Source organism: Xenorhabdus sp. NBAII XenSa04, from assembly GCF_963866145.1.
Classification (GTDB): domain Bacteria; phylum Pseudomonadota; class Gammaproteobacteria; order Enterobacterales; family Enterobacteriaceae; genus Xenorhabdus; species Xenorhabdus indica.
Map to the genome: position 1 here is coordinate 1 of NZ_CAWMEB010000036.1, position 1,661 is coordinate 1,661.

General features: G+C 52.9%; 2 protein-coding genes and 1 pseudogene. All 3 read right to left on the minus strand.

Translation table 11 applies throughout. The features are described 5' to 3' along the window. Positions 1–182: pseudogene (locus AAC147_RS01765) on the minus strand (SAM-dependent DNA methyltransferase); the annotation flags it as partial. 108 nt (positions 183–290) lie between these two features. After that, the gene (locus tag AAC147_RS01770; RefSeq protein ID WP_047685077.1) at positions 291–1,214 is read right to left on the minus strand and encodes a DUF1281 domain-containing protein; all 924 of its coding nucleotides are present in this window, start codon (positions 1,212–1,214) and stop codon (positions 291–293) included. An 89-nt stretch (positions 1,215–1,303) separates the two neighbouring features. Beyond that, positions 1,304–1,597 carry a TA system toxin CbtA family protein gene (locus AAC147_RS01775; protein ID WP_047685080.1) on the minus strand — a complete coding sequence of 98 codons (294 nt, stop codon included), beginning with the start codon at positions 1,595–1,597 and terminating at the stop codon, positions 1,304–1,306. Positions 1,598–1,661: the final 64 nt, after the last annotated feature.

Genomic DNA, 1,661 nt, shown 5'->3' on the forward strand with positions numbered 1-1,661 from the left:
GCATATTTCCTGATGGTTTTCAGATAAAACTGCTCCAGCTCCTCACTGAAACAATATTTATTGTGAATGGCCGCCATTGCGCAGTGACAAAAATCCCGGAAGACCTGATAACGAGGCTGATAGCGGGCGGTTTGATTAAACAGCGAGATAAATTCCTGTTGGTAATCGGTACGAGACGCCATGGCGTGTTTTCCTTGTCGCATAAAAATAGGGAAAACACGCCCCGGAAGGGGAACGTGCTTCCCCCTTCGGTTGAAGTGAAAATAAAGAATAAGGTACTGAACAAATCGCTACTGTCCGACAGCAATCGCCGGCAGTGCCTGACTGATTTCGGGTTGTTCACCGTTAACCAGATAGAGTGCAGGCCGGTTTTCGCGTCCGGGTAAGCCGTTACCGCTGTCTACATGCTCACCCTGATCATAACAATCGTAGCCTTTGAGGCTTCCTGACGGTTCGCTGTACCAATGGCGGATCTCGCAATCAAACATCGCTGACAGTTCCCCCATCAGTTCCGCAGAGGGCGGTGCCCACGGTGAATCAAAACGCACGGTTAAGCTGCTGACATTACGCCGTTCCCAGCGGACATGGTGACCGAACGGCCATTCCAGCCCGTAGTGCTCGTCGTAGAACTGTACGGTGGAGGCAATACCTTTCAGCAATCCGCTGCTGCCGTTAATCTCGGTCGCTAACCGGGTCGGCATGATCATCAGCATATCGCAGGGCTGGGCGGATGTCGGAGACACATTCAGCCTGTCCCAGCAGGCGCCGGTATCGGGACTATCAGACCAGCTCACCATCCCAAACCAGTCGGTATACTGGCGGGTCAGCAGAGAAGCCATGATGTCACGCGCCGGTTCCGGAATATTTTCCCAGCGCAGCAGACTTAAGCCCGACTGACGGTACAGATGGTCGATACGTTTAATGGTGTCGCCGGTTAGCAGCGCATTATCCTGTAACAACATCAGCCACTGCTCAAAGGCCAGATGTTGCGCAGTCGGTGCCGCAGTACCTCGTATCAGCGCCGGATAAGGCGCGTAAGTCAGGGGTTTGGTGGGTTTCAGTATCCCGGCGCACCCGGCCAGAAACAGCCGCAGACTCTGCAAGACTGCCTGACGGTAACGGGGCGCTTCTTCGCCACAGACCCATTGCTGCATCACATCGATACAAACGGATTTGCCGGTAATGTCCAGTTGATTCGTGATCCACTCTGCCATGGTTAAGTTCCTCTTGATTGATAATGTTAAAAAAGGAGGAACTGTCCCGGCGGGGAGTCAGTTCCCCCGTTGGGTAAGTAAAAAAGGATTTAGTGGCTATCCGGTTTGAAAATACCAGCCAGCTGACTGTCGAAAATGACCATCAGCTCGTCATGCACATCCAGGTAAGGCGTACTGTGCGTGATGACCGGAGCATTCAGCCGGGTTAAATCGTACTTATCGACTAATTCGTTAATGGCCTCAGAGGGCCGGATGCCGTTTTGTATCAGTTCAGCGACCGTGTCTGTTTCACACAGCGCCGTATCCTCCAGGTTCAGGCCAAAATGACGCTTCAGCAGCGTACCGGCAATCACCTGCCAGACGGTTAGACGTAAAAGTGCCATAGTGATACCTCACGCGTTAAACACTGACTGTCGTGCCGTGCCGGAGAATATCCCGCACTTCACG